This window comes from Brucella anthropi ATCC 49188, from assembly GCF_000017405.1.
Lineage (GTDB): Bacteria > Pseudomonadota > Alphaproteobacteria > Rhizobiales > Rhizobiaceae > Brucella > Brucella anthropi.
Map to the genome: position 1 here is coordinate 294,168 of NC_009667.1, position 24,832 is coordinate 318,999.

Sequence of the window (24,832 nt, forward strand, 5' to 3'; positions counted from 1 at the left end):
TCAGCCTCCCTGCATCGGGGCCAGAACTTCGATGCGGTCGCCAGCCGACAGAGTCGCGGCTGCGCGCTCGTCGCTGGCCACGAATTCGCCGTTCAGCGCGGTTGCAACAACCGCTTCATCCAGTTCGATTTCGGCGAGCAGCGCCGCCAGATTGGCGGCTGCCGTGGTGATGACCTCACCGTTCAGCACGATCGTCATGCATAGTCCTCCACAAATTCTGGTTTGGGCTCTGGCGCATCCTCCGGCATGGTCGCGCTCGCAACCGCCATGCGCGCTATCGCCGGCGAAAGCAGGAAGCCGTGGCGGTAAAGCCCGTTGACATAGACGGTTTTGCCCCGCCGTCTTACGCGGGGCAGATTGTCGGGAAAGGCCGGGCGCGCATCGACGCCGGTTTCGAGGATTTCCGCCTCGCCGAAGGCCGGATGCAAGGCATAAGCGGCGCTCAAGAGTTCCAGCGTCGAGCGCACGCTGATGCCACCCCGCTCATCGCTTTCGATCATCGTTGCGCCGATCATGTGCACGCCGTCGCCGCGTGGCACGATGTAGAGCGGAATCCGCGGATGCAGGAGGCGTATGGGTCGCTTGAGATTGATATCGCGCGAGCGCACAACCAGCATCTCGCCCTTGACGCCGCGCAGGTCCTGCAACTGATCACGCGCTGCAAGACCACGTGCATCGACGGTAATGTCGGCCTCGACTTTGACGTCTTTCACATCCTGCCCCAGATGAAAGACCACGCCTTTCTTCTGCAGTTTTTCGGCGAGCTCGATCAGTGTCTGGCGCGGGTTGAGATGGCCTTCTGCCGCGAAGAAAAGTCCCTGCCGAAAACGGTCGGCAAGGTCTGGTTCCAGCGCATTGATCTGGTCTTGATCAATGGTGTCAAATGCTTCCGTCCGGCGGGCGAAGCGGCGCAGTTCGGTCGCATCGCGTGTGTGCGAGAGCACAAGCGTACCCTTGCGATGGACTGTCGAAACGTGCCGCTCCCACCAGCCGATCGCTTCCTGTCCCAAACGAACGACCGGCTCTTCCGCGCTCTCGCCTTCGCACCATGGTGCCAGCATTCCGCCTGCAAACCATGAGCAGCTGTCGGAACCGATCTCAGTGCTTTTGGCAATGACAGTGACTGCATGTCCCTGATCGTGAAATTCTGCCGCGCACACTAGACCGGCGACACCTGCTCCGATGATGGTGACGCGCATCACATTGCCTCCTCTGAGTGGACTTTCCAGAGATTATGGAAGTGATGAACAGGCCCATGGCCTTGTCCGATCTTCAACGCATCGGCGGCGCGGATTGCCCCTTGCAGATAGGCATGGGCTGCAATGACTGCTTTTTCGAGCGGCAGGTTCTTGGCAAGCTCTGCAGCAATGGCTGAAGAGAGCGTGCAGCCCGTGCCATGGGTGTTACCGGTCCGGATACGCGTCGCCTCGACACGCAACGTGGGCTGATCGCGGCGAACCAGCAGGTCGACGCAGATTTCGCCTTCCGCATGGCCGCCCTTCATCAAAACAGCTTTCGCGCCGAGTTCGAGCAAGGCACGCCCCTGTTCTTCGGCGTCTACATCGTCGCGAGCCAGATCGCTGTCGAGCAGGCAGGCCGCTTCAGGCCGGTTGGGCGTCAGCAGCGTGGCCAGCGGAACCAGTTTCTGGCGCAAAAGCGCAATGGCGTTTTCGCTCAAAAGCCGGTCGCCGGATTTTGCAACCATCACCGGGTCGAGTACGACAGGGCCGGAGAAATGCGCAAGGCCCCGCGCAATGGCCTCGATGGTTTCGGGCACGGAAACCATGCCGATCTTCACCGCCGCTACATCGAGATCGCTGAAGACGGCATCGATCTGCCCTGCGACGATGGCGGGCGGGATGTCGTGCACCGCGCTCACCGTGCAGGTGTTCTGCACGGTGACAGCGGCAATGACGCTCGCACCATAGACGCCGAGCGCCGAGAATGTCTTGAGGTCGGCCTGAATGCCAGCTCCGCCACCACTATCGGAACCGGCAATAGTCACGCATATGGGCACGAATGCCGCACTGCCGTTTGATGTGGTTCGGGAGAAACTGTTTTTTTGGTCCATCATCACGTCTCTCATTCCGAACGGAAAAATGAGACGTCATGAACCTGTTTGGAGCTTGAACTCCGATGAGGGAAACCCTCGGCTGCGACGCGTCAAACTCCGTTCCCTACGCAGGTATTACCCGGATCAGGTTCAATGGGTTAACGCGATCAGCGTCTCTCAGCCTTTTGTGTCGCAACATCGGACGGAAAACCGCTTGGCACTTTTCCTGATATTGCTTCGAAGGCACCCCAACGAATTTTGCGTCTTTAGGCATAGGCTGGAAGTTGAAGCCGGTCAAGCGATGGAAAAATGCAGTTTTAAAGAAAATCCTTAAATCGACCCTCAATTTGTATATGGTTTATTAAAATTCTCGGCTTTAATCTATGTTCGGGGTGCATCTTCCGCGTGTTACTCATGGTGCCATGAAACTTGACGGTCCACTTTTAGGGTGGATCGAGATTATCCAGTAGGATCAGTTGGATGAGGGATTTACGATGAGGAAGCGGAGGGGCGCTTCAGCTTCGACGGAAGGCACGATGGCGCGCACGTCCGAGCAGGACTTCCGCATCCTTTTCACAACCCATCCGACACCGATGTGGGTTTATGACCCGGAGACGCTGCATTTCATCGTGATGAATGACGCTGCCTATCGGCTCTATGGATACACTGCTGATGAAATTCCGGGCATGACAGTGCTCGATATTCGACCCCAGACAGAACGGGATCGAATGCTGGCTGCCATTCGTGATCGCAGCGACCTTGAACGACCGGAGCGCTGGCAGCATCTGCGCGCGAATGGTGAAATCATTGACGTTCTGACTTACGGACGTCAGGTGCTGTTTGACGGCAAGGAAGCGATTCTCGCCATTGTTCAGGACAGGACAGAGTTGGCAGAAGCCAATCGTCAGGCAAACCACGCCCAAACCTTGCTGGACAGCCTCGTCAACAATCTGCCGCTTGGTGTCTTCGTCAAGGATATGCACGATGACGGTCGGTATGTGCTCTACAATCAGGCCGCATCAGCGGCGAGCGGACAGCCGGTAGACGAAGCCATCGGTTCGACCGACCTCGATCTTTTCCCTGAACGCGAGGCAACCGTCATCATCCAGCAAGATCGCACGGCGATGCGGCGTCGGGGCGTGTTGAACGTCGAACGCAAGATCGAGCGCAAGGACGGAACGTCGCGAACGATGCGGATCATAAAATGTTCGATCCCACCGGTCGAAGGCAACGAGCCCCGCTATTTGATCGGGCTTGTTGAGGATATAACCGAACGGCGTGAGATTGAGGAACGCATGGCACATATTGCCATGCATGACAGTCTGACAGGCTTGCCGAACCGCGCCTATTTTGCTCACCATGTAGAGAGTTTGTTGAAAAAGGGCGGGGATTCCGAGCCTTTTGCCTTGTTCTACCTTGATATCGATCATTTCAAGAACATCAACGACAATATAGGGCATCAGGCTGGCGACCAGCTTTTGCAGGAAGTGGCGCGTCGACTGAAGCAGATCACGACTTCGGATGAATTCATTGCCCGGCTGGGAGGCGACGAATTTGCCATTGTCTACCGGAGCGGGACACTGGCACAAATTGCAATGTTCGCTGACCGTATCCTTTCTGCTTTTCAGGATCCGTTCGAACTGGTGCGCAATTCAGAATTCGTCGCCTGCAGCATGGGCATCGCCCAGGCGCCATTGCATGGAGACAACCCCGACGTGCTGATGCGCAATGCCGATCTCGCGCTTTATGCTTCAAAATCAGGTGGACGCCGTACATTCCGGTTCTATCAGCACTCCCTGCGCCTGGCGGCGGAGAAGCGTTATGTCATGACCGGCGAACTTCGTCAGGCTCTGCTGGATGAACAGTTTGAACTGCATTATCAACCGATTTTCAATCTTGAGAGCGGCAAGATTTCCGGCTTTGAAGCGCTGATCCGCTGGCGTCATCCTGATCGCGGTATGGTTTCACCGGCGGAATTCATTCCACTGGCAGAAGAAACCGGGCTCATCGGACCGATCGGCGACTGGGTTTTAAGGACTGCATGTCGGGAAGCTGTGCTCTGGCCGGAGGACATAAAAGTCTCGGTCAATCTTTCACCGGTCCAGTTCAGTCAGACCACGCTCTTGCATTCCGTCACGGATGCGTTGGAAGCAGCGCGTCTTTCACCCGACAGGCTTGAGCTTGAAATCACGGAGTCGGTCTTCCTGTCGAACAGCAAGAACAATATCGAGTTGCTGTTCGAACTTCGCCGATTGGGTGTTCGTATCGCGATGGATGATTTCGGGACCGGCTATTCCTCTTTGAGCTATTTGCGATCATTCCCATTTGATAAGATCAAGATTGATCGCAGTTTCGTTTCAGGGATCGAAGTCGATACGCGCGATCTGGCCATCATTCAGGCTGTGGCAACGCTCGGTGCTGGCTTCAATATTGTCACGACGGCCGAGGGCGTGGAAACCGCACAACAGTTGGAACGTTTGAAGACCGAGCGTTTTGGCGAAGTGCAGGGTTTTCTGACCGGGCGGCCAATGCCTGCCGGAGACGTGCATTCCTTTATCCAGAATCGCAGCAATGTCGGTCTGGAAATGCCTGCAGCACACAACAGATTACCGATTTAGGGCATCGCCCACTTGTTATTGAGCGGCGCTCGAAAAGCCATAACACCAAACGAAAAGTCCAAATCGAACCTCGCCTTAAAAAGGGCTTGACCTTCCAACGGTGGGAAGGCCTATCTAAGGAGCAACTCTCGAATTATGCCCTTTCCGGGCGATGAAAGGGATTGCCATGAACAGGCCTGTTAATCACGAAACCATCAGTTTTCCAGTACCCGTCGAAGGGATGAGTTGCGCGTCTTGCGTGTCATCCGTTGAAAAAGCCGTGTCCAAAGTTCCGGGCGTCGACAAGGTTTCCGTCAATCTTGCAACGGAACGCGCCGACGTGACTTTCAGGGGCGAACCGGATTTGCCGTCGGTGATCGATGCCATTCGCAAGGCGGGTTATGATGTCCCGGCAGGGAGCATCGATCTCGCTATTGAAGGCATGACTTGCGCTTCCTGCGTCAGCAAGGTTGAGAAGGCGCTGAATGCTGTGCCGGGCGTAACACGCGCCAGTGTTAATCTCGCAACTGAACGTGCCCATGTGGAACTGGCCGGGCCGGTACAGTCATCCGAACTCATCAAGGCGGTTGAACAGGCAGGTTATGAGGCGCGTTCGCTGGATGACGCGCAGAGCGACGTCAAGCAGGAAACGCAGTCCGAGAAGCGGGATGCTGAAGCGGCAGAACTGAAGAAAAGCGTCATTCTCTCTGCCGTTTTGACCTTGCCTGTTTTCGTTATGGAAATGGGTTCGCATCTGATCCCGGCGGTTCATATGTTCGTCATGGACAGGATCGGTATGCAGAACAGCTGGTATCTGCAGCTTGTGCTCACCACGCTGGTTCTGTTCGGTCCGGGATTGCGCTTTTTCAAGAAAGGCATTCCGGCGCTGTTACGCGGCACGCCTGACATGAATTCGCTGGTTGTGGTTGGCACGCTCGCGGCATGGGGCTATTCGGTGGTCGCGACTTTCCTTCCCGGTGTGCTGCCGGAAGGCACGGTGAATGTTTATTTCGAGGCCGCCGCCGTCATCGTCACATTGATCCTGATCGGGCGTTATCTGGAGGCGCGTGCCAAGGGACGCACCAGTGCGGCTATCAGCCGGCTGGTTGGCCTGCAGGCGAAATCGGCGCGTGTGGTGCGTAATGGCGAGACGATCGATGTGCCGCTGGAAGATGTTCGCGCTGGTGACGTCGTACAAGTCCGCCCCGGCGAGAAAGTGCCGGTCGACGGCGAGGTGATCGAAGGTTCGTCCTATGTGGATGAATCGATGATTACCGGCGAGCCTGTACCTGTTGCCAAGGAAAAGGGTGCGGAAGTGGTCGGCGGTACGATCAACAAAACCGGCGCTTTCACCTTCCGTGCCACCAAGGTTGGCCGCGATATGGTGATCTCGCAGATCATCCGCATGGTTGAGGACGCTCAGGCTGACAAGCTGCCAATTCAGGCAAAGGTCGACAAGGTGACCGGCTGGTTCGTACCCGCTGTGATGGCGGCTGCCGCTTTGACCTTTGCATTGTGGCTTGTGATCGGTGGCACGGGCATGCTGGGTTACGCGCTGGTGAACGCCATTGCGGTTCTCATCATCGCCTGCCCGTGTGCCATGGGCTTGGCCACACCAACGTCCATTATGGTTGGCACTGGCCGCGCAGCCGAGTTCGGCGTCCTGTTTCGCCGCGGTGACGCATTGCAGACCTTGCGCGATGCTTCCGTTATTGCCGTGGACAAAACGGGGACACTGACACAGGGAAAGCCCGCTTTGGCTCATTTCGCGACCGTCGAAGGCTTTGAGAAGGACGAACTTCTGGCGCTTGTCGCGGCTGTGGAGGCACGTTCCGAACACCCGATTGCCGACGCGATTGTGGAAGCAGCGAAAGAGAAGGGATTGAAGCTTGCGGATGTATCGGCTTTCGAAGCCGTTCCTGGATTTGGACTGAAGGCTCATGTGTCCGGCCATGAGATTGCCATCGGCGCTGATCGTTACATGGCAAAGCTTGGTCATGACGTTGCTGTCTTTGCCAATGATGCGAAGCGTCTCGGCGATGAGGGGCAGTCTCCGCTCTATGCAGCTGTCGATGGTAAGCTGGCAGCAATCCTGACTGTTGCCGACCCGATGAAGGAAACCACGCCAGCGGCGATTGCTGCCCTGCACGAGCAGGGGCTGAAGGTCGCCATGATCACCGGCGATAACCGCCGCACGGCGGAAGCCATCGCAAAACGTCTCGGCATCGATGAAGTCGTTGCAGAAGTGCTGCCGGACGGCAAGGTTGAAGCGTTGAAGCGGCTTTCGGCAGGTGGCAAGCGGATTGCCTTTGTCGGTGACGGTATCAACGATGCGCCTGCACTGGCTGCTGCCGATGTCGGTATTGCGATTGGCACCGGCACGGATATTGCGATCGAAAGCGCAGATGTGGTGTTGATGTCGGGCGATCTTCGCGGCGTGGTCAATGCCATTGCCATATCGAAGGCGACGATCCGTAATATCAGCGAAAACCTGTTCTGGGCCTTTGCCTATAACGTCGCGCTGATCCCTGTCGCGGCGGGTGTCCTCTATCCGTTCACTGGCACGTTGTTGTCACCGGTTCTGGCGGCAGGCGCCATGGCTTTCTCCAGCATCTTCGTGCTGAGCAATGCCTTGCGGCTCAAGGCTTTTAAAAGCCCGATAGAGGCCTGAGCAAAAGAAAGGCGCGGTGTTGACCGCGCCTTTTTGTTTCAGAGCATTTCCAGCAAAAGTGCGAAGCGGTTTTGCGTAGGATAATGCGTACAAACAAAGACATAGAGCGGTTCCGTTTCAACCGGAACCGCTCTAATGAGTTCCGACAGCCTTGCCGTATGTCCGGACCACATTGCGGACGGCCTCCACCATCAAGGCGTGGGGCGTCGCTTCAATCTCACCCGAGGCGACTGCCGGATAAAGCGTACCGAGATACTGACTGATCAGCGTTTCCGGTATCTTGCGCCCTTCCAGACGGTTCAAAAGCGCATCGACGGCAGCAGTTGCGACCGGATGCGGCCAGTAATAGCGAATGCGGTCGCTATAGGAGAAATGGCGTTGCAGGCGCAGTTCTTCCGCATCACCGTGATAGTATTTTTCCCAGTTCTTCGGCTCTGCGAGAAGTAGCGCTTCCATCTTACCGCGCAGGGTTTCTTCTTCCGGCAGTTTGTCGAGGAAAGCTGCAATCTGGTCGAGACCGTAAAGCGCCTCGCGCAGTGCAAAAGTCAGGCCGGGGCCGACTTTCAGAATGGTGAAACCGTCATCAACCAGATCGGAAAGCGCTTCCACCGGCTGATAGTCGGTGGAGTGGGCTTCAAAGACGAATTGCGCCATTTCGCTGAGAACACCGCTTAACGCCGTCGCCTTTTCACTGTTGTAGAAGACGACATTTTCGTTGCCGAACTCGACGCCCGGCTGCACCACGACGCCGATGGCGCGGGCGAATGCGTCTTCCAGTCCGAGTGCTGCGAAAGCCTTGCGGTGAATGGCGACGGTTTCAACTGCCGCGCCCGGCTTGGTCAGCTCCAGCTCTTCGATTTCTTCCATCGCTCCGCCGGGGATAGGGACTTCCGTGCCGATGATATAGACCGGTAGGTCGTATCCGGCTTCGTGGGCTGCTGCTTCCGAAACCTTGGCCAGGCGCGCTGCGCGCTCGGCGGTCACGGCATCGGGCAGTGCGACCGGCTCGCCAGCACAGCCCATCGAGGTATCGAGATGGATTTTGGTGAAGCCAGCGCGCACGAAGGCGTCGATCATCACATCCGACTTCGCAAGGGCTTCTTCGGCGGGCAGATGCTTCCACGGGTTGGGGCCGAGATGGTCGCCGCCCAGAATAAGCCGCTTGGTGTCGAAGCCGACACGGGCGGCGATGTCTTCCACAAAGCGGCGGAAGTCGGCAGGCGTCATGCCTGTATAGCCGCCGTCCTGATTGACCTGATTGCAGGTGGCCTCAATCAGCACGTCCGTGCTGGTCGCGATGCCTTCAAGAAGCGCGGCCTCGATCACCAGCGGATGCGCAGAGCAGATCGACGTGATGCCGCCGCGAACGCCGCTTGCATAACGGGCGGGAAGTGCGCTCAGAACATTCGTGCTGCTCATGCTGGAACTCCGTTTTTCTGCAGGAAGGCTTCAATTTCGGCCATGGTCGAGGTGCCTTCCATCGGTCCCTTGACGCCGACGGCGCGTGCGCCGGTGGCGTTGGCGATGACGAGGGCTTCTTTCGGTGCCATGTCGCGCAGCCAGCAGGTGACGAATGCCGCGCCAAAACTATCGCCCGCTCCGGTCGGGTCGATCTCATCGACCTTGAAAGCAGGCGCGAAAACTTCGCCGGACTGATCGAAATAGCTTGCGCCTTCCGCGCCGCGCTTGACCACGACGGCCTTCACGCCCCGCGCCAGCAGTTCTTCCACGGCTGCCTTTTCCTCGGTCGCCTTGGTGAAGAGGAAAATTTCCGGGCCGCTCGGCATGAACAGGTCGGTGTTTTCCAGCGCATGGGCCAGTGCCTGGCGCATGCCCGGCAATTCCAGCATTTCCTTGCGGATATTCGGGTCGAAGGACACGGTGCCACCCTTCGCCTTGATACGGATCGTCGCCTCGTGGATTGCAGAAACAATGCCTTCGGAGAACAGGGCGGAGCCCATGATATGCAGGTGATCGGCGGTCTCGATCAGCATTTCAGCTTCCGGCGTCAGGCCGATGGCGCTGCATGCGCTGTGCTTGATGTTGAAGATGAAATCGCGATTGCCATCCGGGCGATAACGCACGAAAGCGCTGCCGGTGGCGGCTGTCGGATGTACGCCGATGGCCGAAATATCCACGCCGTCCTTCTGCAAGCGCTCGATATTGAGCGCGCCGAAGTCATCATTGCCGACCGCGCTGACCATGCCGCAAGACTGGCCCATCTTGGCGGCCTGATCGATGAAGATTGCGGGCGCGCCGGAGGCGAACGGCCCGATCAATGGGATGGCGGTCTTGAAACCGTTGCCGGTTTCCACGGCCATGATTTCGACGACGATCTCGCCGATGGTGATGATCTTTTTCATAAGGTGCACCGCGATTACGTACGCATGGATTTCGAGCGCACGTCCAGCCAGACGGCAACCAGAATGACCACGCCCTTGACGATGAGCTGATAGAAATAGGGCACCGACAGCATGTTCATGCCGTTGTTGATGACACCGATGATGAGCGCGCCCAGAATGGTGCCGACCATGGTGCCGACGCCGCCGGCAAGCGAGGTGCCCCCAAGCACGACCGCCGCAATGGCGTCGAGTTCATAGCCCATGCCTGCATTGGTCTGTGCTGAGGACAGGCGCGAGGAGAGGAGAATGCCGCTGATGGCTGCCATGACGCCGGAGAGCATGAAGACGATGATCTTGATGCGGTCGACGCGGATGCCCGAATAGATCGCTGCTTCCTTGTTGCCGCCCGACAGATAGATGCGGCGACCGAAAACGGTCTTCGACAGCAGGATATAATTGAAGATGAACAGAACGCCGACGATCCAGATGATGATCGGCAGGCCGAGCCAGTTTTCCGAGCCGATGGCAAGCCAGGTATCGTTTTCGATGATTTCCGGTGCGCCATTGGTCGGCAGGCTGACCATGCCGCGATAGATGCCCATTGTCGCAACGGTCACGATGAAGGAGGGCAGCATCAGCTTTGCCGAAAGCACGCCGTTCAGGCCACCCATGATGGCGCCCGCCGCAAGGGTGAAAACGACGGTCGGCACGAAGCCGAAACCCATGGCGAAAGCCTGCGCCGCCACCATGCCGGAAACTGCGATGATCGAGCCGATGGACAGGTCGATTTCGCCGAGCAGGATCACATAGGTCATGCCATAGGCGGCAACGGCAATCACCGCCACCTGCTGCATGATGTTCATGAAGTTGTTGAAAGCGAGAAAGCGCGGGTTCAGCACTGCAAAGACCACGCAGAGCACGGCCAGCGAGATGATGATGCCGCCATACTGGCGGATCAGCGGGGAGCTGAAAAGCGAACGGCGGACTTCCGCGTCCACGGCTTTCTTCTGAATATTTTGTGCGTTGCTCATAGGTGCATTCCTGCTGCGTAGCTCATGACGGTTTCTGGCGTGAGGCCATCGGCATCGACAATGGCGGCGACATGCTTGTTATGCATGACGGCCACGCGGTCGCTCAGGCCCAGCACTTCCGGCAGTTCGGAGGAAACCATCAGGATCGCCGCGCCATTGGCGGCAAGTTCACGGATGATGCGATAGATTTCGAATTTCGCGCCGACATCGACGCCGCGTGTCGGCTCATCGAGAATGAGGATGCGCGGCTTTGTCTGCAGCCACTTTGCCAGCACGATCTTCTGCTGGTTGCCGCCGCTGAGCGACCCGGCAACCGTGTCGATGGATGCTGTCTTGATCGCAAGACGCAGCACTTCCGCCTTGGCGGCGGAGCGCTCCGCTTTCGAGCGCATGAGGCCGAAAGGCCCTGCAAGCTGGCCGAGCGCCACCATGTTGATATTGCGCTCAACGCTGTGTGGCAGAACGAGACCTTCTTCCTTGCGGTTCTCGGTCACGAAAGCAATGCCGTTGCGAATAGCATCGGTCGGTGAGGAGAGGGTGATGACCTCTCCGTCGAGCCTGATTTCACCCGTGGGCCGCAGCATACCGAACAATGCCTTCATCACGTCCGAACGGCCAGAACCGACCAACCCGAAAAGCCCCAGAACTTCGCCGGGTTTCACGTCGATGGAAACATCGTTGAATTTGCCCGCAACCGAGAGGTTCTTCGTTTCAAGTATGGGCGGCACGCTTGCCGATGGTCTCGGCGCTTCGCGCGGCGGATAGATGTCGTTCATCTCACGGCCGACCATCAGGGCGATCAGCCGCTCGATTGTGGTCTCGCTCTTTTCCGTGGTCGTTACATATTCGCCATCGCGAACGACCGTAATGTCGTCGGAAAGCCGCATGATTTCTTCCATGCGATGCGAAATATAAATAACGGCTGTGCCCCTGGCTTTCAGGCGCTCGATAATCGAAAACAGGATTTCCGCTTCGCTGTCGGAGAGCGATGAGGTCGGCTCATCCAGAATGACGACGTCAGCAGGCTGGCTCAGGCCCTTGGCGATTTCGACGAGCTGGCGCTGGGCAATCGACAGGTCGCCAACCTTTGCGCGTGCATCGACAGGCAGACCAAGCTCATCGATGAGCTTGTCGGCAGCGGCGTTCAGTTCGCGCTCCCGCACAAAACCGAAGCGGCTTGGCTCATGATTGGCGAAGATGTTCTCGGCCACGCTGAGATTGCGCGACAGGCTCAATTCCTGAAAGACGATGGCGATGCCATTTGCACGGGCATCGCGCGGGTCTTTCGGCGTATAGGTCGCGCCCTTGAGCAAAATGGTGCCGGAGGTTGGCTTGAAAACGCCAGCCAGAATCTTCATTAGGGTGGATTTTCCGGCGCCGTTTTCGCCAAGAAGCGTATGCACGCGGCCGCGACGCACGGTCAGGTTCATGCGCTTGAGCGCGATGACCGGGCCGAAGGATTTCGCCACATCGCGAATTTCAAGCACCGTATCCGGCAGGGCGTTTCGTTCGGATTTGGTGGCTGTCTCGGTATCTGTCACTTTGGGGGCCTCCACTCTCCGTTATTCAGTTTCGCAATGGATTTTAAGATCGATCCCGAGCGAAGTCTGCAATTCAAAAGGGTTGCGGCGGCGGCAAGGCGCGTGGTGTTCGCCGGGCCGCCGCACGCAGATAGGAAACAGCGACTGGGAGGAGTGTCGCTGTTTCACGCGGTGTTACTTGGTTTCGCCGTCCTTGGTGACGACGCCCGGAACGATTGGCTGCTTGGCTGGAACTTCCTCGCCCTTGATGACTTTGGCAGCGGTTTCAACTGCAACCTTGCCCATCTGGTCCGGGTACTGGGCGATAACGCCGACCATGACCGGGTCGTTTTTGACGGCATTGCGGGCTTCTTCCATGCCATCGAAGCCGATCACCTTGACCTGGTTTTCAAGCTTGGCCGACTTTACTGCCGAGGCAGCAGCCAGCGCAGCATCGTCACCGAAACCGAAGATGCCGACAATATCCGGATTGGCCTGAAGGATGTTCTGGGCAGCCGAAAGAGCTTCCGGACGGGTGATGCCCGGCTGGATCGCCACGATCTTGATGTCGGGATATTTGGCAATGCCCTTCTTGAAGCCCTCAATACGGTCCACGACCGACTGAACCGTCGGGTAATCGATCACGGCGACATTGCCCTTTTCACCAATGGTTTTGGCCATCAGTTCGGCAGCCTTTTCGCCGCCTGCGAAGTTGTCCGTGCCCACAAAGGAGGTCACATCAACATTGTTGGCCGGTACGTCGACGGTAATGACCTTGATGCCAGCCTTTTCAGCCTTGTTGATGGCCGAGCGAACGCCCTTGCTGTCAACCGGCGAGATGATGATGACGTCAACGCCCTTGGTGATGAAATCTTCCACATCGGCGAGCTGCTTGCTCAGGTCCTGATTGGCGATGGAGACTTCCAGCGGTACATTTTCTGCCTGCGCTTCCTTCTTCATCGCATCTGCGAGCGCGATGTAGAACGGATGCTGCTGGGTCAGAAGCGATGCGCCGATGCCTTCGGCAGATGCAGCACCTGCCATCATGGCCAGAGCTACGCCGGAAAAGAGAATACGGCTGAGCGATTTGCGAAACATGATTTCCTCCGAATGACCGGCGCTCGCCGGGGCGTCCTTCTATGGGACATGAACAACGGTTTTCCTGCTGGTCCGTCAGTTGTCGCCAACTTCAAACCTCCCGAAGGGCAGGGCCTTCAGCCCATGATTGAGCTCCCCTAGACATGCTAGAGCTTGTTCAGTGTGTCAATATAAAATTTTTCACGTGTAAAAATTATAACGATTGAATTTGGGCAGGTTACATAGGCGTGAACTGCAGCAGGCACGTGAAGGCGTGGACTGCTGATCACTGTTGTGTTGAAATTTGTTGCTTCTGGGCGGAAATAAATTTACGCATGAAAAGAAAAGTGGGTGGCGCCGAAAAATCGCTTCGATACCCCAATGGGAAAAGCAGGGCATGACCGAACAGAAGATCAGGACGATGGAAGAGTTCGCGGCGGCAAGCGGATTGTCTCGTCCTACGGTCTCGAAATATTTCGACAATCCTGAAAGCGTAAAGCCTTCCACGCGGGCTCGTATCGAAAAGGCGTTGAAAGACTATAATTATCAGCCCAACATTTTTGCAGTCAGCCTCAATCGCAAGAAGCCGAAGAACATCGGCGTTATCGTCCCGCATATATCCGATCCATTCTACGCGGAAATCATTCGCCAGATCGAGATGCGCTGTCTGGCGGAGGGCTACTGGACTATCGTGCTGTCATCTCATGGTGAGAGAAAACTCGAAGCGCGGGCGATGCGCACCTTGATGTCTCTCAAGATTGCGGGTGTTCTGATGGCTCCGCTCGGTTTCGATACGGATGAGAAGCTTCTTTCCAGTCTGTCGAACTCGACGCCTGCAGTTTTCCTGGACAGCCGTATCAGCGACGATCAGCCGTTCGTCGGCACGGATAATCGTCAGAGCATAGGGAATATCACCGAGTATCTCTATCGAACGGGGGAACACCCCTGCTTCCTCGAAATGCCGGCCGTAAACCAGAATGCGCTGGAACGGCGTTCGGCCTATATCGAAACCATGGAAAGGCTTGGCGTTGAACCGATCGTCCTTCCCATAGAAGCAAAGAACTGGAATTTCGAGGAACTGGGCTATCAGGAGGCAGGCCGGATTTTTGATCGCGGCGGGTTTCCGACGCGCACGGTTCTGTGTGCCAATGATCGTCTGGCTTTCGGCGTGATTTCCGCGGCATTCGAGCGTCGGCGCCATGTCGGGCGCGAGGAGGGCTGCGATCTCCGTGTCGCCGGTCATGACGACCATCCTCTCAGCCGCTTCACCTGTCCGCCGCTGACAACGGTTGCGCAGGATTATCGGCAAATCGCGCAACTGGGTCTCGATATGCTTTTCTCGCGGATCAATGCGCACGAAAGCGGGGCAGCCGTCGAGAAGGAAATTCGCCGTCTCGATAGCCACCTCATCATGCGCGGCTCTGCGTGATGCCACCAAAAAGCCTCCTGAAAGCCGAAATATACACAGTTTTGCCATGCGTTCGCCGCAATTGATGGGCGAAAATACGCCTATTCGCGCAACGTTTCGCGTCTTCTGACGGCTCAAAGCTTCTTTTCGGCACTCTGCCTTAATTAAGGATGCCGTTTGGACTGAAACCAGTCCCTCCCGACCTTTCCGGCGAAAGAATTACTCTGCCGCTCCCTAGATTTTTTCCATGCTCGCCTATGTGGATATGTAGGCAGCAGGGAGTTGTGCGGCACACGGATTGCTGCAAGACTTGCAACCTATATCTGACCATATCTGGCCATATCTGGAATGCCTCGAAATTGGTGAGCGGTTAATCCGCCCGGCTTCCCTGCCCATATGACGGGATGCCGGTTGTGCTAGAAGGGGGTAATGTCTTGCTTATCTGGTTAACTTCTATTGTTCTTTTCCTGATCGGGCTTGCGCTCGGCGCGGGAGGCATCTGGCTCGCCGCACTCGGCGGCAGCTGGTATTACATACTCGCAGCGATCGGCTTTCTGCTGACCGCCGTTTTGCTTTCCCGGCGCAGCGCCACAGCATTATGGGTCTATGCGCTTGTCATTCTTGGATCGCTCGGCTGGGCCGTTTATGAAGTCGGCTTCGATTGGTGGCAGCTTGGCGCACGCGGCGGCATCATCGTGCTGCTCGGCTTCTGGATGCTGACGCCCTGGATCAGGAAACCATTGAATAACGGAGCAGGCGATAGTGGTCTGCCGCTGGCCGCAGCCTCGGTGATCGCAGTTGTGGTCGCAGGCTATGCGATAACACAGGATAGCTACAATATTGCCGGAGACCTGCCGACGGAGAAGGTCGCTGCAACGCCCGATCTTGGCGGCAACATGCCCGATGGTGAATGGCATCAATATGGTCGAACGCCTTACGGTCAGCGCTATTCGCCACTGGCACAGATAACGCCGGAGAATGTCTCCAAGCTTCAGGTTGCCTGGCAGTATCAGACCGGCGATGTGAAGCAGCCGCAGGATGTGGGCGAAACGACCTATCAGGTCACGCCGCTCAAGATCGGCGATTCCCTTTATCTCTGCACGCCGCATAACTGGGCAATCGCGCTGGATGCGGCGACCGGCAAGGAAAAGTGGAAATTCGATCCCAAGGTCGGTTTCAATACAGACCGCCAGCACCAGACCTGCCGTGGTGTGAGCTACTGGAAAGATGCGACCGCAACAGCTGGAGCGAAATGCTCCGAGCGTGTCTATTTGCCGACATCTGACGCACGATTGATCGCACTGGATACGGCCACCGGAGAAATCTGCACGGATTTCGCCAATGGTGGAACTCTCGATCTCAGCCACGGCATGAAATACAATCCGGCAGGGTATTACTACTCCACTTCACCCCCTGCGGTCGTCGGCGACAAGATCATCGTTGGCGGTGCCGTCAACGATAATTATTCGACGGAAGAACAGTCCGGCGTCATTCGCGCATTCGATATCCGCACTGGCCAACTGCTGTGGAACTGGGATTCGGGCAATCCGGATGTCACCACGCCGCTGCCGGAGGGGGAGCACTACACGACCAACTCACCCAACAGCTGGTCCGTTTCAAGCGTCGATGAGAAGCTTGGGCTGATATTTGTTCCGCTCGGCAACAAGGTGCCCGACCAGCTTGGTATGGACCGCAGCGAGAATGTGGAGAAGTTTTCCTCGTCCATCGTCGCTCTCGATGTGAATACCGGACAGCTTCGCTGGGTGCGCCAGACTGTTCACCATGATCTATGGGATATGGACGTTCCAGCCCAGCCGGTCCTGCTGGAAATCAACGGGGTTCCGGCACTGGTCGGACCGACGAAGCAGGGCGATCTCTATGTTCTGGATCGACGCACTGGCGAGCCGATCATTCCAGTCAGGGAAATTCCAGCTCCGACAGGCGCGATACCCGAGGACCATACTGCGCCGACGCAGCCGATCTCCGATCTTACTTTCAGTCCGCCACCCTTGCGCGAAAGCGACATGTGGGGTGTGACGATGTTCGATCAGCTCGCTTGTCGTATCAAGTTCCACGAGCTGTTCTATGAAGGCCGATATACCCCGCCTTCGCTGCGCGGAACGATTGTCTATCCGGGCAATTTCGGTGTGTTCAACTGGGGCAGCGTGGCCGTCGATCCGGTGCGGCAAGTCATGTTCGGTATGCCGACCTATCTCGCCTTCACCTCGCGCCTCGTTCCACGCGCGGACATTCCGCCGAAAGGACAGGATGAAAAGGGAAGCGAGCAGGGCTTGAACCGCAACGACGGCGCGCCTTATGGCGTCTTCATGGGACCATTCCTGGGTCCGCTCGGTATTCCCTGCCAGACGCCGCCATGGGGTTATGTCGCTGGTGTTGACTTGCGAACCGGTAAGATTGCCTACAAACATCGGAATGGAACGATCCGCGATATGTCACCGGTTCCACTTCCGCTGAAGGTCGGCGTCCCGGGCATTGGCGGACCGATGATCACCGCAGGCGGCGTTGCCTTCCTTGGTGCAGCCGTGGATGATTATCTGCGCGCCTATGACCTGACTTCGGGCAAGCAGCTCTGGGAAGCACGGCTTCCTGCTGGCGGGCAGTCGACGCCAATGAGCTATACGGTCGGCGATCAGCAATTCGTTCTGATGGTTGCCGGCGGGCATGGTTCTGTTGGCACCAAGCCCGGCGATTACGTGATCGCCTATACTCTGCCGAAAGGCTGAGCTGGTGATGTGAAACGAAAACGCCGGGAGTGATCCCGGCGCTTTCATTTGAAAATCTCAGATTTTGCCGTGCAGCAACTCACCTTTTCGCGGAGCCGGGCGCTTGCGGCTTTCCACGCTGTTTTCTGCGAGCTGGTGAATGATCGGGCAATCGGGGCGGTTGTCCCCGTGGCAGTTTTTCGCGAGGTAGCGCAGCGTATCAGCCATTTCCTGCAACTGACGCATCTTGGCTTCCAGCTCCTCGACATGGCCAAGCGCTACCTTCTTGACGTCAGCCGATGCGCGGTTGCGATCGCGCCAGAGCGTCAGCAGTTCCTTGATCTGTTCAACCTGAAAACCGAGGTCGCGGCTGCGGCGGATGAAGCGCAGCGTCTCAACGTCTTTCTGCGTATAGACGCGATAGCCTGAACCGGTTCTCTCGGCAGCTTCAATGAGTCCGATTGTTTCATAATGGCGGATCATCTTCGCCGATATGCCAGATGCTGCAGCTGCCTGCCCTATATTCATCCCGTTCCTCGCTGGCTGGTTATTTGCAAGGATATAGGAATGCAGAGACGTCTTTCAAAGAGGCTTATGCGTTCAGATGGCTCGCCCGGAACGTTTCATGAGGTAATGTTCAATTGCCTGAAACCCATCGAAGATGAGTATGGCAAGTGCGGCCACGACGAGCCCTCCCTGCAAAACGAAGGCAAGATTGTTGGAAATGAGCCCGGCGATGATGACCTCACCAAGCGTTCTGGCAGCGACAGTCGAGCCAATGGTAGCCGTTGCAAGGCCGATCACAACGGAAAGTCTGATACCTGCCAGAATAACCGGCATGGCAAGGGGAACCTCGACTTTCACGAGCCGTTGCGCGCTGGTCATCCCCATGCCGCGTGCAGCTTCGACAACCGGAGGCGGCAAAGTCGTTAGTCCCGTCAGCGTATTTTCAAAAATCGGAAGCAGACCATAGAGGAAGAGTGCAATCAGGGTCGGCTTGTCTCCGAAACCGAAGACCGGCACTGCAAGTGCCAGCACTGCAACTGGAGGAAAGGTCTGGCCGATATTCACAAGGCTGCGTGAGAGTGGCAGAAACTCTGCGCCCTGCTTTCTGGTAACAAAGATTGCCATCGAGACGGCTACAATCGTGGATGCAAGTGCGGCCAGAGCGACCAGGCCGAGATGCTGCAAAGTCAGTGTCACGAAGTTTGCACGATCATAAATGACCGGGACGCCCTCATCGACGAGCGGTCGAAACAACGGCTCGAAAAGATGGGGCCGCCACAGAAACAGCAGCAGAACGCCCAGAAGCAGCGCACGTGGAACAAGGGACAGGAACAACCTCATGCCGGACGCTCTGCCTGATGCAGAAGCCTGTCGAGCGTAACTTGTCCAAGTGGTCTTCCATCATGATCAAGAACGGGAAGAGCCTTGCGTCCTGACCACAGAAGCTCGGCAAGGGCATCGCGTTGCGACGCTGTTACCGGCATTGTTGCACCGCTTGCATCACCGGGCTGGAGCGCGGTTTTAAGGTCCATGAGAGAGAGGAGGCGGAAAGGCCGTTCGCCCGTACCGACAAGACGTTCGACGAAATCGGTTGCCGGACGGGCAAGAATTTCTGCCGGTGGACCATATTGCAGCAATTTTCCGTCATCCATGACGGCGATACGATCACCCAGCGATATGGCTTCCTCCATGTCGTGCGTGACAAGGATTATGGTCGTGCCGAGCCGCTTCTGGATCGCCTTCAGATCTTCCTGTGCCTTGGCTCGGATTACCGGATCGAGTGCCCCGAATGGCTCGTCCATGAGAAGGATGTTCGGCCCGGCAGCGAGTGCGCGTGCCACACCGACGCGTTGCTGTTGCCCTCCGGAAAGTTCATGCGGATAGCGGTCGCGATAGTCCGCTGGTTCAAGCTGGAAGAGGTCAAGCAGTTCATCCACACGTGTATCGATGCGCTGTTTCTGCCATCCGAGCAGAAGGGGAACCGTCGCTATGTTTTCTGCGACAGTGCGATGCGGAAACAGTCCGTTCTGCTGGATGACGTAACCGATCTGCCGCCGCAGAACATGACCAGGTTCGTCCATGATGCTGCGGCCATCGATGCGGATTTCTCCGTCGGTCGGCTCGACCAGACGATTGACCATCCGCAGGAGGGTCGTCTTGCCGGAACCTGACGTCCCGACAATGGCAGCAATACTGTGGGGTTCGATGGTGAAACTCACCGCATCCACCGCTGCGCGTCCGTTATAACGCTTCGTGATATGGTCGAATTCGATCATTGGGAGCTGCCTTTCCCGGTGATTTCTATCGCTGCATCGAGAATGACAGCAGCTGCAAAGGCGAGGAGAACGGTAGGCAAGGCACCCAGCAGAACAAGATCCATGGCCGTTTGCCCAATGCCCTGAAAGACGAATGTTCCAAAGCCGCCGCCGCCAATCAATGCCGCGATGGTCGTCAGGCCAATATTCTGCACCATGACGATGCGTATGCCGGTGAGAATAACGGGAAAAGCGAGCGGAAATTCCGTTTTGAAGAGGCGTTGCAGGCGCGTCATGCCCATGCCGCGGGCTGCGTCTGTTACCGGTTCCGGCACCTGTGCCAGCCCTGCGACGGTATTTGCCACGATAGGCAGCAGCGAATAGAGGAAAAGCGCAACGAATGCCGGTGCAGCGCCAATACCACGGATACCGATAGCACCCGCCCAGGGAAACTGCGTGGCGACCCAGCCGAGTGGCGCAATCAAAATACCGAACAGGGCCATTGACGGAATGGTCTGCACGATATTGAGGCTGTTCAGAACGAAAGCCCGCAACCCGGCCAAGCGATGGCAGACAAGCCCCAGCGGAATACCCACTGCGGTCGCCGCTGCAAGCGATCCCAATGCCAACGCTATATGCCGCTCCGCTTCGTTCCAGAAGCTGTCCGCGCGGCTTTGATATTCCTTCATGAATGAGATGCTGTCCCAGAGGCCTGAGGAAAGCAGCGCGGCCAGAAGTAATCCTGCGATGACCAGCAGTCCGACCCGTAAAAACGGACCGGCACGCAGCCGGACCAGCCCATCCGCGACATAAAGTGCGCTCGCAAAAAACAGCAGCCAAAAGCCGGAAGCCGGAGAAACGCGCGCATATCTGTTTCCTTCGGGCGACAGATATGACGCGGCCAGACCGATTGCCACCATGACGGATGCGAGGCAGAACAGAGCCGCGAACAGTCGCAACAAATTGTTGCTGCGGACAAAGCCGATCAGCAGTCCTGCCGCTACGACAGCGGCGAACAGCAGCGCCAATGAGGCCGGCAGGGCATCCAAAAGATAACGAGGCTCGCCTTGAACAATGCGGTTTGCCCGAAAGTTTGCGAATGGCAGAAGCAATCCCGATAAGGCGATTGCCGCAATGACCAGTCCGAGCTTGTCGATATATGCAAACAAGCCCCTCGTGCCATTTGCCTGGATCGTCTGGTGTGTTGCACTCATGCCCGGCAATTATCCGTTATCGCGCTCTCTACTTGAGAAATCCGTTGGCTTTAAGAAAATCCTCGGCAACCGCCTTTGCCGGTTCGCCACCCAGTTGCACGCGACCGTTGAGTTCCTGAAGGGTGGTCAGATCGAGTTTCTCGAAGACGGGTTTCAGAAGTTCCTCGATCTTCGGATTTTTCTTCAAGACTTCCTCACGGATGATCGGGGCGGGCTGGTAGACCGGCTGCACATGCTTGTCGTCTTCGAGAACGACAAGTCCGGAAGGCGCGATGCCGCCATCGGTGCCGTAGACCATGGCCGCGTTGGCGCCGCTGGTCTGGTTGGCAGCGGCAGCAATGGTTGCAGCCGTGTCTCCGCCGGAAAGTGTGATGAGCTGGTCGGGTTTCAGGGTGAAGCTATAGGCGGTCTGGAAAGCGGGCAGGGCTGCTGCCGAGTTCACGAATTCCGAGGATGCGGCCAGAATGACCTTTCCACCGCCTGAAATGTACTTTCCGAATTCGCTCAGGTTCGTAAGCTTGTTTTCGTCGGCGACATCCTTGCGCACTGCAATGCCCCAGGTGTTGTTTGCCGGTGAGGGCGCCAGCCAGACGATCTTGTTGGCATCGTAATCGAGCTGCTTTGCAGTCCCATAAGCTTTGGCTGGGTCTTTCCAGAGCGGATCGTCAGCCTTGTTGAAGAAGAAGGCGGCATTGCCCGTATATTCGGGATAGATGTCGATTTCGCCAGCGATGATCGCCTTGCGGACGACCGGCGTGGCGCCGAGCTGGATACGATCAGTGGTCTGGATACCATTCGCATTCAGAATGGCCAGAATGATGTTGCCAAGGACGCCGCCCTCAGTGTCGATCTTGGAAGACACGACCACCTGTGCCTGCGCGAGGCTGGAAAACTGAACTGCGCCTGCAAAGAGGGCAAGTGCGATGGCACTTCCCTTGAATAGGTTTCTGTACGACATGCTCATCATCCCATCGCGCTGGTTTTTCCTTGTGAAGGTAAACTATAGCGCCAACGGGAAAAGGAAACCGCCGTTCGACACCCCTCCTGACAGCAGGCTGGCAGGAGGGGTAATGTCAAAAGGCTGGATCAGGCAGCAAAATCGTTTTGCGTGCCGTGTGCTTCAATAGCCTGTGCAAGACGCTGCAGCGCATGGACATAAGCTGCCGAGCGAACCGTCACATTGTGCTGCTTGGCATGGTTCCAGATGGCGCGCCCTTCACGTTCCATGATGGTTTTCAGGCGCTCATGGATTTCTTCAAGCGTCCAGTAATAGCCCTGACGGTTCTGCACCCATTCGAAATAGGAAACCGTAACGCCGCCTGCATTGGCGAGAATATCCGGCAGAACGATGACGCCGTTATTTGCAAGGATTTCGTCTGCTTCCGGTGTCACTGGACCATTTGCAAGCTCGACAATAAGCTTGGCCTTGATGGAAGCTGCGTTGTCGGCATGGATCATGTTTTCCATGGCGCTCGGCACCAGAACATCGCAGTCGGCTGCAAGCAACTCATCGGGAGTGATGGCTTCATGGCCGTTCTTGCCAGCTGTCGAGACAACCGACTTGTTTTGTGCTTTCGCTTCCAGAAGCGCATCGAGATCAAGGCCGTTGGCGCAATAAACAGCACCGGACGAATCCGATACGGCAACGATCTTGTGACCATCGCTTGCCATCAGCTTGGCGATGAACTGACCGGCATTGCCGAAGCCCTGAACCGTGACGCGAAGCTGCGCAGCAAGGCCCAGATCGTGCGACAGATGGCGCACGAGATAGAAGCCGCCGCGCGCCGTGGCATCATTGCGTCCAAGCGAACCGCCAAGTGCCAGCGGCTTGCCGGTGATGACGGCAGGCGAGGATTGTCCGACGATCTGGGAATATTCGTCTGCCATCCAGCCCATGATCATGGAATTGGTATAGACATCCGGTGCCGGAATGTCGCGATCCGGCCCGATAATGCCGGAGAAAGCCTGGATATAGGCGCGCGAAAGACGCTCCAGCTCAGCCTTTGAAAGTTGACGTGGATCGACCTGAATTGCACCCTTTCCGCCGCCATAAGGCAGGTTCATGACGGCGCATTTGAAAGTCATCCAGAAGGCCAGCGTTTCAACCTCTTCCGCGGTCGATTCCGGATGATAGCGGATGCCGCCCTTCGTCGGTCCGCGCGTGTCGTCGTAGCGGCAGCGCCATGCAAGAAAGGATTTGCGCGAACCATCATCCATGCGGATCATCAGTCGCACTTTCATGGTCTCACGTGCATATTTCAGCTTCTCGATGACGTCCGCATCGATGTTGATGTGGCCTGCAGCCTCGTCCAGACGGACAAGTGCACTTTCGAGTAGATTCTCCTTAGTCACGGAATCACCTTTCTTGCGTTTCTTTTATTTTGGACGCGATTTTACGAAAGAATGCGTAGTCCTTTGCGCAATAAAAGAAAAGGGAAAAGGACAATAATGTTGTCCTATTTTACAGGGGCGATTTTTGAAACTGCTTTGCCGTCAGGTTGCAGACGCGGGCCCACTTGTATGAGATGGACCAGATGTCGCGAAATGGTGGGCATGTCGTATTTGTGGCGTCTTTTGACGCAAGCCTGCTGTCGGGTTTGAAACGGAAACAATAGAAATATCATCAAAGGCTTCGCTTGTGCCGACAGGGCGCTTGCGGTCGCGAAACTGGTGGTTGTCTATGTCCCGTTTTTCTGCAGCTTCTATTATTAAAAATGCGCTTTCCGGCAACAAGAACTGGAAGCCGCAATGGCCGAATGCCGAACCCAAGGCCGAATATGACGTGATCATCGTCGGCGCTGGCGGGCATGGTCTGGGTGCGGCCTATTATCTGGCCAAGGAACATGGCATCACCAATGTCGCGGTCATCGAAAAAGGCTGGCTTGGTGGCGGCAATACCGGGCGCAACACCACGATTATCCGCTCCAACTATCTCTATGATGAGAGCGCGCATCTTTACGAACATGCGATGAAGCTGTGGGAAGGCTTGAGCCAGGACCTCAACTACAACGTCATGTTCTCGCAGCGCGGCGTGATGATGCTGGCCCATACGGTGCATGATGTGCAGAGCTTCAAGCGTCACATCCATGCCAATCGTCTCAACGGCATCGACAATGAATGGCTGACCAAGGAGCAGGCGAAGGAATATTGTCCGCCGCTCGATATTTCAGCCAATGCGCGCTATCCGGTTGTTGGCGCCACCTTGCAGCGGCGCGGCGGCGTGGCCCGTCACGATGCGGTTGCCTGGGGCTATGCGCGTGGTGCGACGGAGCGCGGCGTTGATATCATCCAGAATTGCCCGGTCACGGCCATCCGCCGTGATGCATCGGGCCGCGTGACCGGCGTTGATACGCCACGTGGTTTCATCAAGGCGAAGAAAGTGGCGGTTTCTGCTGCTGGCAGCACGTCCATTGTCATGGATACAGCAGGCGTGCGTATGCCGCTTGAAAGCTTCCCGCTACAGGCGCTGGTGTCCGAGCCGGTCAAGCCGATCTTCCCATGTGTGGTCATGTCCAACACGGTTCATGCCTATATCAGCCAGTCCGACAAGGGCGAGCTGGTGATCGGTTCCGGCACTGACCAATATGTGTCCTACAGCCAGCGCGGCGGCCTGCCGCTGATCGAGCATACGCTTGCGGCCATCTGCGAAGTCTTCCCGATCTTCACCCGTATGCGGATGCTGCGCAAATGGGGCGGTATTGTTGATGTCACGCCGGATCGTTCGCCGATTATCGGCAAGACGCCGGTGCCGGGCCTCTTCGTGAATTGCGGCTGGGGCACGGGCGGCTTCAAGGCGACACCGGGTTCGGCGCATGTTTTTGCGCATACAATTGCCCGCGACGAACCACACTGGATCAACGCACCCTTCACGCTTGAACGCTTCACCACCGGTCGCCTGATCGATGAAGCGGCTGCTGCCGCCGTGGCTCACTAAG

The 24,832-nt window shown here is 57.0% G+C and carries 19 protein-coding genes and 1 riboswitch; of the genes, 5 read left to right on the forward strand and 14 right to left on the reverse strand.

The window, feature by feature from the left end:
• Genes thiS through thiD form a run of 3 tightly spaced genes read right to left on the reverse strand, consistent with a single transcriptional unit; the run spans nt 1 to nt 2,071 of the window.
• Nucleotides 1–198, reverse strand: coding sequence for a sulfur carrier protein ThiS (gene thiS, locus OANT_RS01500; RefSeq protein ID WP_010658054.1), 198 nt, complete (start codon nt 196–198; stop codon nt 1–3).
• Entirely contained in the window at nt 195–1,199 is a 1,005-nt protein-coding gene (thiO, locus tag OANT_RS01505; RefSeq protein WP_011982469.1) for a glycine oxidase ThiO, read from the reverse strand. The genes thiS and thiO overlap by 4 nt, the downstream gene beginning before the upstream one ends.
• On the reverse strand, nt 1,199–2,071 hold the full coding sequence (gene thiD / locus OANT_RS01510; protein WP_041545269.1) for a bifunctional hydroxymethylpyrimidine kinase/phosphomethylpyrimidine kinase: 873 nt from the start codon (nt 2,069–2,071) through the stop codon (nt 1,199–1,201). Before thiD ends, thiO begins: the two co-directional genes overlap by 1 nt.
• Before the next feature lie 86 nt (nt 2,072–2,157).
• Nucleotides 2,158–2,314, reverse strand: a riboswitch (TPP riboswitch).
• A 233-nt stretch (nt 2,315–2,547) separates the two neighbouring features.
• On the opposite strand from thiD, the gene OANT_RS01515 reads away from it, so the two are divergent.
• Entirely contained in the window at nt 2,548–4,671 is a 2,124-nt protein-coding gene (locus OANT_RS01515; RefSeq protein ID WP_011982471.1) for a putative bifunctional diguanylate cyclase/phosphodiesterase, read from the forward strand.
• Nucleotides 4,672–4,837: 166 nt separating this feature from the next.
• Nucleotides 4,838–7,321, forward strand: a complete 2,484-nt coding sequence (locus OANT_RS01520; RefSeq protein WP_011982472.1) for a heavy metal translocating P-type ATPase — start codon at nt 4,838–4,840, stop codon at nt 7,319–7,321.
• A 132-nt stretch (nt 7,322–7,453) separates the two neighbouring features.
• On the opposite strand, the gene OANT_RS01525 is transcribed toward OANT_RS01520, so the two are convergent.
• The 5 genes from OANT_RS01525 to OANT_RS01545 form a co-directional block, all read right to left on the reverse strand.
• Complete coding sequence (locus tag OANT_RS01525) at nt 7,454–8,740, reverse strand: D-tagatose-bisphosphate aldolase, class II, non-catalytic subunit (RefSeq protein ID WP_011982473.1); 1,287 nt, start codon at nt 8,738–8,740, stop codon at nt 7,454–7,456.
• Nucleotides 8,737–9,684: a tagatose kinase gene (locus OANT_RS01530; protein ID WP_011982474.1), complete on the reverse strand. Its 948-nt coding sequence runs from the start codon at nt 9,682–9,684 to the stop codon at nt 8,737–8,739. Before OANT_RS01530 ends, OANT_RS01525 begins: the two co-directional genes overlap by 4 nt.
• A gap of 14 nt (nt 9,685–9,698) precedes the next feature.
• Nucleotides 9,699–10,694, reverse strand: coding sequence for an ABC transporter permease (locus OANT_RS01535; RefSeq protein ID WP_011982475.1), 996 nt, complete (start codon nt 10,692–10,694; stop codon nt 9,699–9,701).
• The gene (locus OANT_RS01540) at nt 10,691–12,235 is read right to left on the reverse strand and encodes a sugar ABC transporter ATP-binding protein (protein WP_011982476.1); all 1,545 of its coding nucleotides are present in this window, start codon (nt 12,233–12,235) and stop codon (nt 10,691–10,693) included. Before OANT_RS01540 ends, OANT_RS01535 begins: the two co-directional genes overlap by 4 nt.
• Nucleotides 12,236–12,409: 174 nt before the next feature.
• A complete protein-coding gene (locus OANT_RS01545; RefSeq protein WP_011982477.1) occupies nt 12,410–13,312 on the reverse strand; it encodes a substrate-binding domain-containing protein in 903 nt (300 codons plus the stop codon).
• 376 nt (nt 13,313–13,688) lie between these two features.
• On the opposite strand from OANT_RS01545, the gene OANT_RS01550 reads away from it, so the two are divergent.
• Together OANT_RS01550 and OANT_RS01555 are read left to right on the forward strand one after the other, a co-directional pair.
• A complete protein-coding gene (locus OANT_RS01550; protein ID WP_011982478.1) occupies nt 13,689–14,720 on the forward strand; it encodes a LacI family DNA-binding transcriptional regulator in 1,032 nt (343 codons plus the stop codon).
• 413 nt (nt 14,721–15,133) lie between these two features.
• Nucleotides 15,134–17,443 carry a glucose/quinate/shikimate family membrane-bound PQQ-dependent dehydrogenase gene (locus OANT_RS01555; protein ID WP_041544912.1) on the forward strand — a complete coding sequence of 770 codons (2,310 nt, stop codon included), beginning with the start codon at nt 15,134–15,136 and terminating at the stop codon, nt 17,441–17,443.
• A 57-nt stretch (nt 17,444–17,500) separates the two neighbouring features.
• Here OANT_RS01555 and cueR read toward each other — a convergent pair whose 3' ends face one another.
• The 6 genes from cueR to OANT_RS01585 all read right to left on the reverse strand — a co-directional run bounded on the left by cueR (nt 17,501) and on the right by OANT_RS01585 (nt 23,249).
• Complete coding sequence (gene cueR / locus OANT_RS01560) at nt 17,501–17,950, reverse strand: Cu(I)-responsive transcriptional regulator (RefSeq protein WP_010658066.1); 450 nt, start codon at nt 17,948–17,950, stop codon at nt 17,501–17,503.
• Nucleotides 17,951–18,022: 72 nt separating this feature from the next.
• Nucleotides 18,023–18,769, reverse strand: coding sequence for an ABC transporter permease (locus OANT_RS01565; RefSeq protein WP_010658067.1), 747 nt, complete (start codon nt 18,767–18,769; stop codon nt 18,023–18,025).
• Nucleotides 18,766–19,704: an ABC transporter ATP-binding protein gene (locus OANT_RS01570; protein ID WP_011982480.1), complete on the reverse strand. Its 939-nt coding sequence runs from the start codon at nt 19,702–19,704 to the stop codon at nt 18,766–18,768. The genes OANT_RS01565 and OANT_RS01570 overlap by 4 nt, the downstream gene beginning before the upstream one ends.
• A complete protein-coding gene (locus tag OANT_RS01575; RefSeq protein ID WP_373366451.1) occupies nt 19,701–20,906 on the reverse strand; it encodes an ABC transporter permease in 1,206 nt (401 codons plus the stop codon). Before OANT_RS01575 ends, OANT_RS01570 begins: the two co-directional genes overlap by 4 nt.
• 19 nt (nt 20,907–20,925) lie before the next feature.
• Nucleotides 20,926–21,855, reverse strand: a complete 930-nt coding sequence (osmF, locus tag OANT_RS01580; protein WP_011982482.1) for a glycine betaine ABC transporter substrate-binding protein OsmF — start codon at nt 21,853–21,855, stop codon at nt 20,926–20,928.
• A 128-nt stretch (nt 21,856–21,983) separates the two neighbouring features.
• Complete coding sequence (locus OANT_RS01585; RefSeq protein ID WP_011982483.1) at nt 21,984–23,249, reverse strand: Glu/Leu/Phe/Val family dehydrogenase; 1,266 nt, start codon at nt 23,247–23,249, stop codon at nt 21,984–21,986.
• Nucleotides 23,250–23,577: 328 nt separating this feature from the next.
• Between OANT_RS01585 and OANT_RS01590 the strand changes: the two genes are divergently transcribed.
• Complete coding sequence (locus tag OANT_RS01590) at nt 23,578–24,831, forward strand: sarcosine oxidase subunit beta family protein (RefSeq protein ID WP_010658072.1); 1,254 nt, start codon at nt 23,578–23,580, stop codon at nt 24,829–24,831.
• Nucleotide 24,832: the final 1 nt, after the last annotated feature.